This is a genomic window from Roseateles sp. (genome assembly GCF_039595595.1).
Taxonomy (GTDB): domain Bacteria; phylum Pseudomonadota; class Gammaproteobacteria; order Burkholderiales; family Burkholderiaceae_C; genus Roseateles.
Genome location: NZ_JBCNLG010000004.1, coordinates 182,110 through 196,487, shown reverse-complemented (window position 1 = coordinate 196,487; position 14,378 = coordinate 182,110). Strand labels below are relative to the sequence as shown.

At 69.9% G+C, this 14,378-nt stretch carries 14 protein-coding genes; all 14 read right to left on the bottom strand.

What is annotated here, in order from left to right:
- Window positions 1–103 precede the first annotated feature (103 nt).
- On the bottom strand, window positions 104–1,297 hold the full coding sequence (locus ABDW61_RS07980) for an acyl-CoA dehydrogenase (protein ID WP_343637903.1): 1,194 nt from the start codon (window positions 1,295–1,297) through the stop codon (window positions 104–106).
- A gap of 67 nt (window positions 1,298–1,364) precedes the next feature.
- A complete protein-coding gene (locus ABDW61_RS07975; RefSeq protein WP_343637969.1) occupies window positions 1,365–1,739 on the bottom strand; it encodes a RidA family protein in 375 nt (124 codons plus the stop codon).
- A 96-nt stretch (window positions 1,740–1,835) separates the two neighbouring features.
- Entirely contained in the window at window positions 1,836–2,279 is a 444-nt protein-coding gene (locus ABDW61_RS07970) for a thioesterase family protein (RefSeq protein WP_343637902.1), read from the bottom strand.
- Window positions 2,280–2,322: 43 nt separating this feature from the next.
- Window positions 2,323–3,024 carry an ABC transporter ATP-binding protein gene (locus tag ABDW61_RS07965; protein WP_343637968.1) on the bottom strand — a complete coding sequence of 234 codons (702 nt, stop codon included), beginning with the start codon at window positions 3,022–3,024 and terminating at the stop codon, window positions 2,323–2,325.
- An 8-nt stretch (window positions 3,025–3,032) separates the two neighbouring features.
- On the bottom strand, window positions 3,033–3,836 hold the full coding sequence (locus tag ABDW61_RS07960) for an ABC transporter ATP-binding protein (RefSeq protein WP_343637901.1): 804 nt from the start codon (window positions 3,834–3,836) through the stop codon (window positions 3,033–3,035).
- Entirely contained in the window at window positions 3,829–4,824 is a 996-nt protein-coding gene (locus tag ABDW61_RS07955; protein WP_343637900.1) for a branched-chain amino acid ABC transporter permease, read from the bottom strand. Before ABDW61_RS07955 ends, ABDW61_RS07960 begins: the two co-directional genes overlap by 8 nt.
- 4 nt (window positions 4,825–4,828) lie before the next feature.
- The gene (locus ABDW61_RS07950; RefSeq protein ID WP_343637899.1) at window positions 4,829–5,749 is read right to left on the bottom strand and encodes a branched-chain amino acid ABC transporter permease; all 921 of its coding nucleotides are present in this window, start codon (window positions 5,747–5,749) and stop codon (window positions 4,829–4,831) included.
- Between the two features lie 19 nt (window positions 5,750–5,768).
- Window positions 5,769–6,962: an ABC transporter substrate-binding protein gene (locus ABDW61_RS07945; RefSeq protein ID WP_343637967.1), complete on the bottom strand. Its 1,194-nt coding sequence runs from the start codon at window positions 6,960–6,962 to the stop codon at window positions 5,769–5,771.
- 34 nt (window positions 6,963–6,996) lie between these two features.
- A complete protein-coding gene (locus ABDW61_RS07940) occupies window positions 6,997–8,649 on the bottom strand; it encodes an AMP-binding protein (RefSeq protein ID WP_343637898.1) in 1,653 nt (550 codons plus the stop codon).
- A 10-nt stretch (window positions 8,650–8,659) separates the two neighbouring features.
- Window positions 8,660–9,817, bottom strand: a complete 1,158-nt coding sequence (locus ABDW61_RS07935; protein ID WP_343637897.1) for an acyl-CoA dehydrogenase family protein — start codon at window positions 9,815–9,817, stop codon at window positions 8,660–8,662.
- Window positions 9,818–9,819: 2 nt separating this feature from the next.
- A complete protein-coding gene (locus tag ABDW61_RS07930; protein WP_343637896.1) occupies window positions 9,820–10,659 on the bottom strand; it encodes an enoyl-CoA hydratase family protein in 840 nt (279 codons plus the stop codon).
- 37 nt (window positions 10,660–10,696) lie between these two features.
- A complete protein-coding gene (locus ABDW61_RS07925) occupies window positions 10,697–11,203 on the bottom strand; it encodes a MarR family transcriptional regulator (protein WP_343637895.1) in 507 nt (168 codons plus the stop codon).
- On the bottom strand, window positions 11,200–11,988 hold the full coding sequence (locus ABDW61_RS07920) for an SDR family NAD(P)-dependent oxidoreductase (protein WP_343637894.1): 789 nt from the start codon (window positions 11,986–11,988) through the stop codon (window positions 11,200–11,202). Before ABDW61_RS07920 ends, ABDW61_RS07925 begins: the two co-directional genes overlap by 4 nt.
- A gap of 19 nt (window positions 11,989–12,007) precedes the next feature.
- On the bottom strand, window positions 12,008–14,356 hold the full coding sequence (locus ABDW61_RS07915) for a bifunctional salicylyl-CoA 5-hydroxylase/oxidoreductase (RefSeq protein WP_343637893.1): 2,349 nt from the start codon (window positions 14,354–14,356) through the stop codon (window positions 12,008–12,010).
- Between the last annotated feature and the right edge of the window lie 22 nt (window positions 14,357–14,378).

Genomic DNA, 14,378 nt, shown 5'->3' with positions numbered 1-14,378 from the left:
AGGAACATGCAAATTTGCAAGTTTCTGCATATGAGATGGGAGATCGCAAGAACAGAAAAGGGCGCCCGCGGCGCCCTTCATTCCGGTCCCCTGACGATCGCCGTCAGAACGCCGCGATCCCCGTCTGCGCACGGCCGAGGATCAGCGCATGGATGTCATGCGTGCCCTCGTAGGTGTTGACCACCTCCAGGTTGACCAGATGCCGCGCGATGCCGAACTCGTCGCTGATGCCGTTGCCGCCCAGCATGTCCCGCGCCGCGCGCGCGATGTCGAGCGACTTGCCGCAGCTGTTGCGCTTCATGATCGACGTGATCTCCACCGCCGCCGTGCCCTCGTCCTTCATCCGGCCCAGCCTCAGGCAGCCCTGCAGCCCCAGCGTGATCTCGGTCTGCATGTCCGCCAGCTTCTTCTGCACCAGCTGGTTCGCCGCCAGCGGCTTGCCGAATTGCTTGCGATCCATCGTGTACTGCCGCGCGGTATGCCAGCAGAACTCCGCCGCGCCCAGCGCGCCCCATGCGATGCCGTAGCGCGCGCTGTTCAGGCAGGTGAACGGCCCCTTCAAGCCGCGCACGTCGGGGAAGGCGTTCTCCTCGGGACAGAACACCTCGTCCATCACGATCTCGCCGGTGATCGACGCGCGCAGCCCCACCTTGCCATGGATCGCCGGCGCGCTCAGGCCCTTCCAGCCCTTCTCCAGCACGAAGCCGCGGATCTGGCCGCCATCATCCTTCGCCCAGACGACGAACACGTCCGCGATCGGGCTGTTGGTGATCCACATCTTGCTGCCGCTCAGCGAGTAGCCGCCCTCCACTTTGCGCGCCCGCGTCACCATCGAGCCCGGGTCCGAGCCGTGGTTGGGCTCGGTCAGGCCGAAGCAGCCGATCCATTCGCCGCTGGCCAGCTTGGGCAGGTACTTGCGCCGGGTCGCCTCGTTGCCGAACTCGTTGATCGGCACCATCACCAGCGAGCTCTGCACGCTCATCATCGAGCGGTAGCCGCTGTCCACGCGCTCGACCTCGCGCGCGATCAGGCCGTAGCACACGTAGTTCAGCCCCGCGCCGCCGTACTCCTCCGGAATCGTCGGGCCCAGCAGGCCCAGCTCGCCCATCTCGCGGAAGATCGCCGCGTCCGTCTTCTCGTGCCGGAAGGCCTCCAGCACGCGCGGCGCCAGCCGGTCCTGGCAGTAGGCCCGCGCCGCGTCGCGCACCGCGCGCTCGTCGTCGCTCAGCTGCTGCTCGAGCAGCAGCGGGTCGTCCCAGTGGAATGCGGCCTTCGAGGCCTTCGATGCTTGGCTCATGATGTCTCTTCCGTTCCTGTTGATGTGACCCTGCGTCCCGGGGACGCGGCGCAGGCTGGGACCGATCCTAGTCCCGCGCCGGCACCACCGCCGTCACCTCGATTTCAACCTTCGCACGATCCTCGATCAGCCCCGCTACCTGCACGGCGGTCATCGCGATGCCGTACTCGCTGCCCAGCACCTCGCGATACGCCTGCCCCACCTCACGGCCGCGGGCGACGTACTCGCGCTTGTCGAGCAGGTACCAGGTCATCCGCACAATGTGCCTCGGTTCGGCGCCGGCTTCGGCCAGCACCGCCTTGATGTTGGTCAAGGCCTGGCGACATTGATCGACGAAGTCATCGCTCTCGAACTGGCACTGGCCGTTCCAGCCAATCTGGCCGGCCACGAAGACCTGCGTGCCCGCCGCGGCCACGCCGTTCGCATAGCCGCGCGGCGCCATCCAGCCTTGCGGCTGCAGCAGGCGCTTGCCGGCGCCCGTCCTTCCGAACTCGTTGTCGTTGTCGTGATCGTTGTCGTTGCTCATCGTCGGACTCCTCTACTGCGATGACGATTGATGGGATTGCTGTTGCTGGACCGCACGCACCAGCGCGGCGCGGACGTCCTCGGGGAAGGGTTGCGACTGGTGCGTGTCCAGCGAGGTGCACACCAGCACCTGGCCGAAGCTCACGCGCGTGCCGTCGGCGCCGTCGAAGCTGATGCGCAGCGTCAGCGAGCTGCGTCCCACGCGCTCGATCCACAGCCGCTGCGTGAGCCGGTCGCCCTGCCGGCTGATGCGTTCGAAGCTGGTCTGCAGCTGCACCGTCGGCAGCCCCACGCGGCGCGGGCCGAGCAGCTCGGCATAGGGCACGCCCAGTCCGTCGTTGAACCAGTCTTCGACGAAGGCATTCAGCAGCTCGTAGTAGCGCGGAAAGAAGACGATGCCCGCCGGGTCGCAGTGCCCGAAGCGGATCAGCACCTCGCGCTCGAAGATGGCGCTCATGTCGTCGTGCTCCTTGAGAGTTCGAACATCGCGGCCGCCGCGCTCACACGCCCAGATGGCGGTGCCACAGCCCCGGGTCGGCCGACAGCGCCGTGGAATCGCCGCGCCACACGACCTGGCCGCGTTCCAGGATGCTGTGCCGGTCCGCGAGGCGGATCAGCCGTTTCACGTACTTGTCGACGACGAGGATGGTCTGCCCCGCCTGCCGCAAGGTCTCCAGGCAGCGCCAGATGTCCTCGCGGATCAGCGGCGCCAGGCCCTCGGTGGCCTCGTCCAGCACCAGCAGCCGCGGATTGGTCACCAGCGCGCGCCCGATGGCCAGCATCTGCTGCTCGCCGCCGGAGAGCTGGCCGCCGAGATGATCAGCGCGCTCGCGCAGCCGCGGGAACAGCGCGAAGACCCGCTCGATGGTCCAGGGCTGCGCCGCGCCGCAGCGATTGGCCGCGAAAGCGCGCAGGTGCTCGGCCACGCTCAGGTTGGGAAAGACCTGCCGCCCCTCCGGCACGATCGCCAGGCCGAGCCGCGCGATGCGGTCGGCGCGCCAGCCGGTGACGTCCTCGCCGGCGAAGCGGATGCGGCCGCCGCTCGGCGCCAGCCAGCCGGTGAGACAGCGCAGTGTCGTGCTCTTGCCCATGCCGTTGCGGCCCAGCAGCGTCGCGACCTCGCCGGACGCGATGCGCAGGTCCAGCCCGAACAGCACCTGGCTGCCGCCATAGCCGGCGCGCAGGCCGTCGATCTCGAGCAGGGCCTCGCTCATGCGCCGGTCTCCGCGTCCTCGCCAAGATAAGCCTGCTTCACCGCCGCATCCTGGCGGATCTCGTCCGGCGTCCCCGTCGCGATGACGCGCCCGCCAACCAGCACCGACACGCGGTCGGCGAGCCGGAACACCGCATCCATGTCGTGCTCGACCAGCAGCAGCGTCAAACGCTGGGCCTTGAGCGCCAGCAGCAGCTCGACCATCCGCGCCGATTCGTCCGGCCCCATGCCGGCCATCGGCTCATCGAGCAGCAGCAGGCGCGGCCGGGCGGCCAGTGCCAGCGCGAGTTCCAGCTGGCGCTGCTCGCCGTGCGCGAGGCTGCCCGCCACGCGGCCCGCCAGCGCACCGAGTCCGACCAGCGCCAGCATCGCCTCGGCATCGGCGAAGGCGGCCTCGTCGGCGCGGGCGGGGCGCCACCACGACGGGGCCTTCGGCCGCCGTGCGAGCACCGCCAGCACCGCGTTGTCCAGCACCGTGAAGCGGCGATAGAGGCTCGTGATCTGGAACGAGCGCACCAGGCCCGCCTGCACGCGCCGCGGCATCGGCAGCGCGGTCACGTTCTCGCCATCGAAGAAGAGCCCGCCGCCATCGGGCGCCAGCGCGCCGGAGATCTGGTGGATCAGCGTGGTCTTGCCGGCGCCGTTCGGGCCGATCAGCGCATGGGTCTCGCCGGCGCGGACGTCGAAGCTCGCCTCATCCGTCGCGGTCAGCGCGCCGAAACGCTTCACCAGTCGATGGACCTGAAGCAGCGACAGCGCCGGCAACGGCGAGGCGCGTTCGGTGTTGCCGTGTTCACGCATGCGCATCTCCCCGGGGCCGGAAGAGTCCCGCCAGACCACGCGGCGCGAACAGCACCACCGCGAGCAGGATCGCGCCAAGCGCGAACTGCCAATGGATGGTTACGCCGGAGAGCAGTTCCTCGAGCAGCAGGAAGACCAGCGCGCCCAGCGGTCCCCCCCACACCGCGCCGGCGCCGCCGAGGATCACCATCACCATCAGTTGCCCGGACTGGGACCAGTGCATCAGGTGCGGCGACACCATGCCGTTGAGGTTGGCCAGCAGCGCGCCCGCCAGGCCCGCGAGGGCGCCCGCGATGATGAAGGCGCTCCACTGCACGGCGAAGACGCGGCCGCCGGTGGCGGTGACGCGGGTCTCGTTCTCCCGCGCGGCCTGCAGCAGCCAGCCCAGTGGCGAGTTGACGAGCCGCTGCAAACCCGCGAAGACCAGCGCGAAGAGCCCCAGCGCGACCCAGTAGAACGACGCGTCATCGGCGAGGTTCACCGGCAGCGCCGTCAAGCTCGAGCGCGCGGCCAGCGGCAGGCCGTCGTCGCCGCCATAGGCCTTCAGCGAGACGGCCAGGTAATGGAACATCTGCGCAAAGGCCAGCGTGATCATGATGAAGTAGACACCGCGCGTGCGCAGGCTGATGGCGCCGATCACCGCGGCCGCGAGGCCCGACACCAGCATCGCCGCCGGCCACGCGATCCACGCAGAGGCGACGCCCGCCTCCATCAGCACGCCCACCGTGTAGGCCCCCAGGCCGACGAAGGCCGCGTGGCCGAAGCTCACGAGGCCGCCGAAGCCCAGGATCAGGTTCAGGCTCGATGCCGCGATGGCGAAGATCAGCACCCGCGTCGCGACCACCGTGTAGAACTCCAGCCCCATCACCTGAAGCAGCGGCGGCAGCGCGGCCAGCAGCGCAAGCACGGCCCAGGTCCAGGGCCCGAGGCCGCGGTGATGCAGCAAGGTCTGGCGCGGCGGGCGCGCGGGGGAGGCCGGCGTGCTCATCGGCTCAGCCTCTCGCGGGGAACAGGCCGCGCGGTTTCCAGAACAGCACCGCCGCCATCAGCACGTAGATCAGGATGGACGCCACCGCCGGGCCGACGCTGGACGCGAGTTCGGGCGAGGCCACCTGCCGCAGCGCCGCCGGCAGCAGCGTGCGCGAGCCGGTGTCCACCAGTCCCACCAGCAGCGCGCCCACCAGCGCGCCGCGGATCGAGCCGATGCCACCGATGACGATCACCACGAAGGCCAGGATCAGGATGCTCTCGCCCATGCCGACCTGCACCGCCAGCAGCGGCCCCAGCAGCGAGCCCGCCAGCGCGCACAACGCCGCGCCGATGCCGAAGACGGCGGTGAACAGCCGGTCGGCGGGCACGCCCATCGCGGACGTCATCGCGCGGTTGGACGCGCCCGCGCGCACCCACATGCCCCAGCGCGTGCGCGTCACCAGCAGGTACAGCGCCATCGCGACCGCCAATCCCACGCCGATGATCAGCAGCCGGTAGGCGGGATAGCTCAAGCCCGGCAGCAGCTCGACCGGGCCGGACAGCGCGGCCGGCGTGTTCAGCATCAGCGGCTGCTCGCCCCAGATCATGCGCACGCCCTCGTTGAGCATCAGGATCAGCGCGAAGGTCGCCAGCACCTGGCTGAGGTGGTCGCGCTGATAGAGGCGCCGCAGCAGCGTGACCTCGAGCGCCATGCCCAGCAGCGCCGTGCCCGCGATCGCCGCGAGCACCGCCGCCAGGAAGGGCGCGCCCGCCACCAGCGCTGCCGCGGTCAGGTAGGCCCCGACCATGTACAACGAGCCATGCGCCAGGTTGATCAGGTCCATGATCCCGAACACCAGCGTCAGGCCGGCGGCCAGCAGGAACAGCATCAGCCCGAATTGCAGCCCGTTCAGGGCCTGCTCGGCGACGAGGATGAGATCCATCGATGCGCGTCCGCCGCCGTCACTTCATCTTGCACAGCGGCGCGTAGGCGTCGGCGTGCTGCTCGAAGATCCTGCCCAGCGTCCGGTTGGTCACGCGGCCCTGCGGGTCCTTGGTGATGACGCGCAGGTAGTAGTCCTGCACCGGGTACTGGTTGTGGTTGAAGCGGAAGGCCCCGCGCACCGACTCGAACTTCGCCGCCTTCAGCGCCTTGAGCATCGCGGGCCGGTCCTCGACCTTGCCCTTCACGTCGCGCACCGCGGCCCCGATCAGCAGCGCCGCGTCGTAGCCCTGGCTCGCGTACAGCGAGGGCAGGCGGCCATACGCCTTGACGAAGTCCGCGACGAAGCGCTTGTTGACGGGGTTGTCCAGGTCATGCGCCCAGTGCGAGCTGTTGAACATGCCCAGCATCGGCTCGCCGACGGCCTTGATCACGTCCTCGTCGGCGGAAAAGCCCGGCCCGAACAGCGTGACGTCCTTGGACAGGCCGGCGCCGACGAACTGCTTGATGAAGTTGATGCCCATGCCGCCGGGCAGGAAGATGTACATCGCATCGGGCTTCGCGGCGCGGGCCTGCGCCAGCTCGGCGGCATAGTCGAGCTGGCCGAGCTTGGTATAGATCTCATCGGCGACCGTGCCCTTGTAGTAGCGCTTGAAGCCGGCCACCGCGTCCTTGCCCGCCGGGTAGTTGGGCGCCAGCACGACAACCTTCTTGAAGCCCTTGTCCGTCACCGTCTTGCCGATGGCCTCGTGCAAGTTGTCGTTCTGCCAGGCGACGTTGAAGAAGTACGGGTTGCATTGCTCGCCGGCGTACTGCGACGGGCCGGCATTGGCGCTCACATAGGGCACCTGCGCCGCGAAGACGCCGGGCCCCACCGCCAGCATCACGTTGGAAAACACGATGCCGGTCATGACGTCGACCTTGTCGCGCTTGATCAGCCGCTCGGCGGACTGCTTGGCGACTTCGGGGTTCTGCTGGTCGTCGGCGATCACGATCTCGACCGGCAGGCCGCCGAGCTTGCCGCCGCCCTGCTGGACCGCCAGCGCGAAGCCGTCGCGGATGTCCACGCCCAGGCCGGCGCCCGCGCCAGACAGCGTGCTGAGCATGCCCACCTTGAGCTTGTCGGCGGCCATCGCCGCGGACGGCAGGACGGCGCAGGCGGCCGCGATGGCGAGCAGGAACGCGAGGGACTTCGGCGACTTCTTCATCGGCATCTCCACGGAGGAACAGACGGTCGGAAGGCTGCGGTTACTGCTCACGCAGACGGAAGCGCTGCAGCTTGCCGGTCTCGGTCCGGGGCAGGCTGGCGCGGAACTCTATCGCACGGGGGTACTTGTACGGGGCGATCGTCGCCTTGACGAAGTCCTGCATCGCCTTGACCAGCGCCGCCTCGTCGCCGGCGCCGGCCGCGTCCGGCTTCAGCACGACGAAGGCCTTCACCAGTTGGCCGCGCTCGTCGTCCGGCACGCCGATGACGGCGCACTCCGCCACCGCCGGATGCGCGAGCAGCGCGGACTCGACCTCCGGGCCGGCGATGTTGTAGCCGCCGGAGATGATCATGTCGTCGGTGCGCGCCTGATAGACGAAATAGCCGTCGGCATCGATGAGATAGGCATCGCCGGTCAGGTTCCAGCCCTGCTTCACGTACTTCAGCTGGCGGTCGTCGGCCAGGTAGCGGCAGCCGGTCGGCCCTTGCACCGCGAGCTTGCCCACCTGCCCTGGCGGCACGTCGCGCCCCTCGTCGTCCACGACTCGCGCGCGGTAACCCGGAACCGCCTTGCCGGTCGCGCCGGGCCGCGCGGTCTCCTCGGTGTGCGAGATGAAGATGTGCAGCATCTCGGTCGCGCCGATGCCGTCGATCAGTTGCAGGCCGGTCGTGTCCTTCCACAACTGGCGCGTGGCGGCGGGCAGCGCCTCGCCGGCGCTGACGCACTTGCGCAGCGACGAGAGGTCGTGAGAAGCCGCCTGCGCCGCCATCGCGCGATAGGACGTCGGCGCGGTGAAACACACCGTCGCGCGATGCTTCGCGATCGCCGGCAGCAGCGCGTCCGGCGAGGCCTTCTCCAACAGCACCGTCGATGCGCCCACGCTCAAGGGGAACAGCACCAGCCCGCCCAGCCCGAAGGTGAAGGCCAGCGGCGGACTGCCGATGAACACGTCGCCGGCGTTCGCGCGCAGGCAGTGCTCCGGCCAGCAGCGGCAGATCGCGATCACGTCGCGATGGAAGTGCATCGTGCCCTTGGGCTGGCCGGTGGTGCCGGAGGTGAACGCGATCAACGCGCAATCGTCGGACGCGGTGTCGACGTTGTCGAAACGATCGGATTGACGCCCGGCCAAGGGCTCCAGGCCATCGGCCGCCTCGCTGCGGAACAGGCAGACCCGCTCCAGCACCGGGAACCGCGCCCGCGCCGTCTCCAGCTCCCCGGCCAGCGCCGCGTCGCACAGCGCATGCGAGATGCGCGCCTTCTCGATGACCTGGCCCAGCTCCTTCGCGCGCAGCAGCGGCATCGTCGCGACCGCGATCGCGCCAGCCTTCATCACCGCGAACCAGCAGGCCACCATCTGCGGCGTGTTGGCGCCGCGCAGCAGCACGCGATTGCCGGGCACCACGCCCATCTCGTTCACCAGCACCTGGGCGATGCGGTTGGCCTGCGCCTGCAGCTCGGCGTAGGTCCAGCACACTTCCCCGCGGCTTCCGCCGCTTCCATCGCTTCCGCCGCTCCCGATCACGCATGGGCGATCGCCCTGCCCCGCCTCGACCCAGCGATCCAGCAGCTCATGCGCGCAGTTCATCCGCTCCGGGAATCGCAGCGACGGCAGGTCGAAGACCAGCGCCGGCCACTGGTCCGGCGGCGGGAGGTTGTCGCGGGCGAAGGTGTCCTGGTGGGCGCTGCGGTGCATGAGCAAGTCCTTATCCGTTCTTCAACAGGTCTCGTCCGATGATCAGCTGCTGGACCTCGCTGGCCCCTTCATAGATGCGCAGCGCGCGGATCTCGCGGTATAGCGACTCGACGATCTCGCCGCGCCGCACACCGCGCCCGCCATGCAGTTGCACCGCCGCGTCGATGACGCGCTGCGCGCCTTCCGTGGCCATCAGCTTGGCCATTGCGGCCTCGCGGGTGATGGTGCGGCCTTGATCGCGCTCCCAGGCCGCGCGGTACACCAGCAGCGCGCTGCTGTCGACGGTGCAGGCCATGTCGGCCAGCTTGGCCTGCGTCAGCGGCAGGTCCGCCAGCGTCGCCCCGAACATCGCGCGCGCCTTCGACTGCAACAGCCCTTCCTCCAGCGCGCGACGGGCGAAGCCCAGCGCCGCCGCGGCAACCGAGGTGCGGAACACATCCAGCGTGCGCATCGCCACCTTGAAGCCTTCGCCCGGCGCGCCGACCATCGCCGACTTCGGCACGCGGCAATTCGTGAATCGCAGCGTCGCCAGCGGGTGCGGCGCGATCACGTCGATGCGCTCGGCGATGTCGAATCCCGGAAGTCCCGCGTCGACGATGAAGGCGCTGATGCCGCGGGCGCCGGGCGCTTCGCCAGTGCGGGCAAACACCACGTAGAAGTCCGCGATGCCGCCGTTCGAGATCCAGGTTTTCTGCCCGTCGAGCCGGTAGTGGTCGCCGTCCTCGCGCGCCGCGCACTGCATCGCCGCGACATCCGAGCCCGCCTCCGGCTCGGAGAGCGCGAATGCCGCCAGCGCCTGGCCGCGCGCGACGCGCGGCAGATAGGCCTGGCGCTGCGCCGGCGTGCCCATCAGCGAGATCGCGCCCGATCCCAAGCCCTGCATCGCGAAGGCGAAGTCCGCCAGACCGTCGTACCGCGCCAGCGTCTCGCGCAGCAGGCAGATGGCGCGTGTGTCGATCACCTCGCCCTCGCCGGCGACCGCATGCGTCAGCCAGCCGCCATCGCCGAGCGCCTTCACCAGCACCTTGCAGCGCGCGTCCACGTCCTCGTGATCGACCGCGCCCTGGGCGAGGTGCTTGGCGCACCACGCGTCCAGGTCGCTCGCGAGCGCCCGATGCCGGTCCTCGAAGAAGGGCCAGTCCAGATGCTTCAACTGGTTGATGGCCATGTTCAATCGCCCTTGAACTCGGGGCGCTGCTTCGCGACGAACGCGTGGTACGCGCGGTGGAAGTCCTGCGTCATCATGCAGATCGCCTGGGCCTGCGCCTCGGCCTCGATGGCCTCGTCCACGCCCATCGTCCACTCCTGATGCAGCATGCGCTTGGTCATCGCATGCGCGAAGTTGGGACCGGCGGCGATCTCCGCCGCCCAGGTCACGGCCTCGGCCTCGAGCGCGTGCGGCTCCGCCAGACGGTTGAAGAAGCCCCATTGATGCGCTTCCTCGCCGCCCAGGCTGCGCCCGGTGTAGAGCAGGTCCGACGCGCGGCCCTGGCCGACGATGCGCGGCAGCAGCGCGCAGGCCCCCATGTCGCAGCCGGCCAGCCCGACGCGGGTGAACAGGAAGGCGGTCTTGCTGCGCGCGGTGCCCACGCGCAGGTCCGAGGCCATCGCCATGATGGCGCCCGCGCCGGCGCAGACGCCGTCCACCGCCGCGATCACCGGCTGCGGGCAGGCGCGCATCGCCTTGACCAGGTCGCCGGTCATGCGCGTGAACGCGAGCAGGTCCGGCATCGCCATCCGGGTCAGCGGGCCGATGATCTCGTGCACGTCACCGCCGGAGCAGAAGTTGCCGCCCGCGCCCTGCACCACGATGGCGTTCACCTCGTCGACGCAGGCCAGCGTGCGGAACAGGTCGCGCAGCTCGGCATAGGACTCGAAGGTCAGCGGGTTCTTGCGCTCGGGCCGGTTCAGCGTGATGACGCCGACCGCGCCGTCCTGGCGCCAGCTGAAGTGGCGCGGCGCGAAGCCTTCGAGGCTGCGCCGGTTGCCGGTGATGAGATGGCTGTCCATCGGAACTCCTTGATCGGGGGACTGCTTGGAAACGGATTCACTTGCGGGCGGCGTCGAGCTGGGCGAGGTGGCCCTTGAGCCCCGCCAGCAGCTCGCTCACCGCGGTCTTCTGCTCGGGCGACCAGCCGGCCAGCAGCTCGACGATCCAGCCCTCGTGCGTGGCCGCCATGCGCTTGAACTGCCGGCGGCCCGCCGGCGTCAGCCGCACCGTCACGCTGCGGCGATCCGACGGATGCGGCTCGCGCACGACGAGTCCCTCGGCCTCCAATTGATCGGTGATGCCGGTGACATTGCCGCCGGTCACCATCAGCCGTTGCGACAACTCGCGCATCGTCATCCCGTCGGGACTGCGCTCGAGCTGCGCCAGCAGGTCGAAGCGCGGCAGCGTCGTGCCGAAATCGCTGCGCAGGCGCTGGCGGATCTGGTCCTCGATGCGCGTCGTGCATGAGAGCAGCCGCAGCCACACGCGCAGCGCCTGGTGATCGCCGTCCTGCAGCCGCGACTCGAGGTCGGGGCCCAGGTCCTGGTCTGCGTCGAGGCTCACATCACCTCCCCGCCGGCGACCGCGATGGCCTGGCCCGTGATGGCGCCGCTGTCGCGCCGCGCCAGCCATGCGACCGTCGACGCGACCTCCGCCGGGTCGACGAGCCGCCCCTGCGGATTGACGGACGCCAGCTCGGCGCGCGCCTCCTGAGGCGTGCGGCCGGTCTTGGCGACGATCGTGTCGATGGCACTGGCGACGATGTCGGTCTCGGTGTAGCCCGGACAGACCGCGTTGACGGTCACCCCCTTGCGCGCCGTCTCCAGCGCCAGCGCGCGCGTCAGGCCAAGCACGCCATGCTTGGCCGCGCAGTAGGCCGCGACATAGGCGTAACCCTTCAGCGCGGCGGTACTCGCGACATTCACGATGCGGCCGAAACGGCGTTCGCTCATCGCCGGCAGCACCTCGCGGCTGCACAGGAAGCTGCCGGTGAGATTCACGTCGAGCAGCCGCCGCCAGGTCTCCAGCGAGGTCTTGCCCAGCGGCGCCGTTTCGACCTGGCCGGCGTTGTTGACGAGCAGGTCGACCGGTCCCGCCTCAGCGACCGCGGCGGCGAAAGCCTGCCTCACGGCGGCCTCGTCGGCGACGTCGCAGACCTGCAGCCCGATCGACGGCCCGCCGTCGACGCTGAGCCGGTCCCGCTGCGCCTTCAGTGTGTCCAGGCGCCGTCCCATCAGCGTGACGCGCGCGCCGTCGGCGATCAGCGCCTGCGCGATCGCGGCGCCGATGCCGGAGCCGCCGCCGGTCACCACCGCGTGCAGGCCTTCGAGGGGGTACTTGCCGCTCATCGATGCGTTCCTCCGCCGCTCAGACGCCAAGCGCCCGGTTGGCCTGTTCCTGCGCCGCGGCGCCGCCGCCCATCGCGCGCTGGCGCTCGAAGTCGCGTTCCATCTGGCTCTTGCCGGACAGGTACTGCACCGGCCAGTCCAGGCCCGGGCCCGACAGGTAGCCGATGCGCGCCGCCTCGGTCAGCGTCCAGGCCGGATTGGCCAGATGCGGCCGCGCGATCGCGCACAGGTCCGCCCGGCCGGCCGCGATGATGCTGTTGACATGGTCGGCCTCCGAGATCGCGCCCACCGCGATCGTCGCGATGCCGGCGCGGTTGCGCACGCTCTCGCTGAACGGTGTCTGCCACATGCGGCCGTAGACGGGCTTCTCGCGCTTGCTGACCTGGCCCGAGGACACGTCGATCAGATCGGCGCCCGCGGCCTTGAAGGCCTCGGCCATCGCGACCGCGTCATCGACCGTCGTGCCGCCGGCCACCCAGTCGCTGGCGGAAATCCGCACCGACATCGGCTTGTCCCGCGGCCACGCCGCGCGCATCGCGCTGAAGACCTCCAGCGGATAGCGCAGCCGGTTCTCCAGCGGACCGCCGTAGTCGTCGGTGCGCTGATTGGTCAGCGGCGACAGGAAGCTCGACAGCAGATAGCCGTGCGCGCAATGCAGTTCGAGCCAGTCGAAGCCGGCCTGCGCCGCGCGGCGCGTGGCGGCGACGAAGTCGGCCGTCACGCGGTCCATGTCCTCGCGCGTCATCGCGCGCGACCACTGGCTCACGCCCTCCAGGTACTGCTGCGGCGAGGCCGAGATCAGCGGCCAGTTCCCCTCCGCCAGCGGCTGGTCGATGCCCTCCCAGGCGACGCGGGTCGAGCCCTTCGCGCCGGCGTGGCCCAGCTGCATCGCGATCTTCGCGGTGGAGCGGCGATGCACGTGATCGACGATGCGCGCCCAGCCGTCGCGCTGCGCGTCGTTCCACAGCCCGGGACACCCCGGCGTGATGCGCGCGTCGGGCGACACGCAGGTCATCTCGACGAACACCAGCCCCGCGCCGCCCATCGCGCGGGCGCCCAGGTGCGTCAGGTGGTAGTCGGCGGGCTGGCCGTCCTCGCACGAGTACTGCGCCATCGGCGACACGACGACCCGGTTCTTCAAGGTCACGCCGCGCAGCGTGAACGGCGTGAACATCGGTGGCGCGGCGCGATCCAGGCCCGCGCGCCGCGCCAGCCAGCCCTCGTACTCGCCGACGTAGCGCGCGTCGCGCAGCCGCAGGTTCTCGTGCGAGATCCGCTGCGAGCGCGTCAGCAGCGAATACGCGAACTGCTCCGGCGCCAGGCGCGCGTGGCGCTCGACGTTCTCGAACCATTCGGTGGAGTTGCGCGCCGCGTTCTGGATGCGCAGCACCTCGATCGAGCGCGTGGCTTCGTACTCGTCCAGCGCCAAAGACAGGCTCTCGACGCCACCGCCGTGGCGGGCGATGTCCCTGGCCAGCGCGATCGCGTCCTCGAGCGCGAGCTTGGTGCCCGAGCCGATCGAGAAATGCGCCGTGTGCGCCGCGTCCCCCATCAGCACCACCGGCGCGCGGCCGTTGTGATGCACCCAGCGCTTGCAGACCACGCGCGGGAAACGGATCCACTGCGCGGAGCCGCGCAGGTGCGCCGCGTTGGAGATCAGCGGATGGCCGTCCAGCACCTTGGCGAAGAGCCGCTCGCAGAAGGCGATGCCTTCCTCCTTGCTCATGTCCTCCAGGCCGGCGGCCTTCCAGACCTGCTCGGGGGTCTCGACGATGAAGGTCGAATGCGTCTCGTCGAAGCGGTACGCATGCGCCTGGAACCAGCCCCACTCGGTCTGCTGGAAGTCGAAGGTGAAGGCGTCGAAGAGCTGGGTCGTGCCCAGCCAGACGAAGCGGCAGTGGCGCAGGTCGATGTCGGGCTGATAGGTCCCGGTGTACTTCTGGCGCAGCCGGCTGTTGAGACCATCGGCCGCGATGATCAGGTCGGCGTCGATGCCGGCGTCGTCGGTGACGTCGGTCTCGTAGCGGATCTCGACGCCCAGTTCCTCGCAGCGCGCGCGCAGGATGTCCAGCAGCTTGCGGCGGCCGATGCCGCAGAAGCCGTGTCCCCCAGACACCATGGTGCGGCCGCCGATGTGCACGGCGATGTCGTCCCAGTGATTGAAGGACTGCAGGATCTGCTCGGCCGTCTTCGGGTCGGCCTCGCGCAGCGCGGCCAGCGTCTGGTCGGAGAACACGACGCCCCAGCCGAAGGTGTCGCCGGCGCGGTTGCGCTCCAGCACCGTGACGTGATGGGCCGGGTCCTGCCGCTTCATCAGCAGCGCGAAGTACAGGCCGGCGGGACCGCCGCCGATGCAGGTGATGCGCATGTTTCCCGAGGCCCGCTCGCGC

Bases quoted from the DNA above. Each gene is read 5' to 3' on its own strand.
- ABDW61_RS07980 (WP_343637903.1), bottom strand. From the start codon at position 1,297: ATGAGCCAAGCATCGAAGGCCTCGAAGGCCGCATTCCACTGGGACGAC.
- ABDW61_RS07975 (WP_343637969.1), bottom strand. From the start codon at position 1,739: ATGGCGCCGCGCGGCTATGCGAACGGCGTGGCCGCGGCGGGCACGCAG.
- ABDW61_RS07970 (WP_343637902.1), bottom strand. From the start codon at position 2,279: ATGAGCGCCATCTTCGAGCGCGAGGTGCTGATCCGCTTCGGGCACTGC.
- ABDW61_RS07960 (WP_343637901.1), bottom strand. From the start codon at position 3,836: ATGCGTGAACACGGCAACACCGAACGCGCCTCGCCGTTGCCGGCGCTG.
- ABDW61_RS07955 (WP_343637900.1), bottom strand. From the start codon at position 4,824: ATGAGCACGCCGGCCTCCCCCGCGCGCCCGCCGCGCCAGACCTTGCTG.
- ABDW61_RS07950 (WP_343637899.1), bottom strand. From the start codon at position 5,749: ATGGATCTCATCCTCGTCGCCGAGCAGGCCCTGAACGGGCTGCAATTC.
- ABDW61_RS07945 (WP_343637967.1), bottom strand. From the start codon at position 6,962: ATGCCGATGAAGAAGTCGCCGAAGTCCCTCGCGTTCCTGCTCGCCATC.
- ABDW61_RS07940 (WP_343637898.1), bottom strand. From the start codon at position 8,649: ATGCACCGCAGCGCCCACCAGGACACCTTCGCCCGCGACAACCTCCCG.
- ABDW61_RS07935 (WP_343637897.1), bottom strand. From the start codon at position 9,817: ATGGCCATCAACCAGTTGAAGCATCTGGACTGGCCCTTCTTCGAGGAC.
- ABDW61_RS07930 (WP_343637896.1), bottom strand. From the start codon at position 10,659: ATGGACAGCCATCTCATCACCGGCAACCGGCGCAGCCTCGAAGGCTTC.
- ABDW61_RS07920 (WP_343637894.1), bottom strand. From the start codon at position 11,988: ATGAGCGGCAAGTACCCCCTCGAAGGCCTGCACGCGGTGGTGACCGGC.
- ABDW61_RS07915 (WP_343637893.1), bottom strand. From the start codon at position 14,356: ATGCGCATCACCTGCATCGGCGGCGGTCCCGCCGGCCTGTACTTCGCG.